Annotated in this window: 1 protein-coding gene; it reads left to right on the plus strand. The window is 51.9% G+C overall.

Features of this window, described 5'->3' with window-relative positions; genetic code table 11:
• Window positions 1-262 (plus strand): bacterial Ig-like domain-containing protein (locus CHK_RS09770; RefSeq protein ID WP_046443881.1); only part of this gene is annotated, 262 nt, incomplete at both ends.

The following is a 262-nucleotide window of genomic DNA, read 5'->3' on the forward strand; positions in this document are numbered from 1 at the left end:
CGGCAGGAACGAAAACGGTTACAGTGACGTATGAAGAGGATGGCGTAGAAAAGACGGCGAGTTTTGACATTACAGTAAACGCCCCCGCGCCTGTTCTGGACAGCATCGAAGTAACAGAGAATCCGACGAAGACAATATACACGGTGGGTGATACCTTTGATGCTGCGGGACTGGAAGTAACCGCGCATTATACAAATGGCGGCGCGGATAAAGTGCTGACAAGCGGAGAGTATACGCTTTCCACGCCCGATATGGGTACGGC

The organism is Christensenella hongkongensis, from assembly GCF_000981035.1.
Taxonomy (GTDB): Bacteria; Bacillota; Clostridia; order Christensenellales; family Christensenellaceae; genus Christensenella; species Christensenella hongkongensis.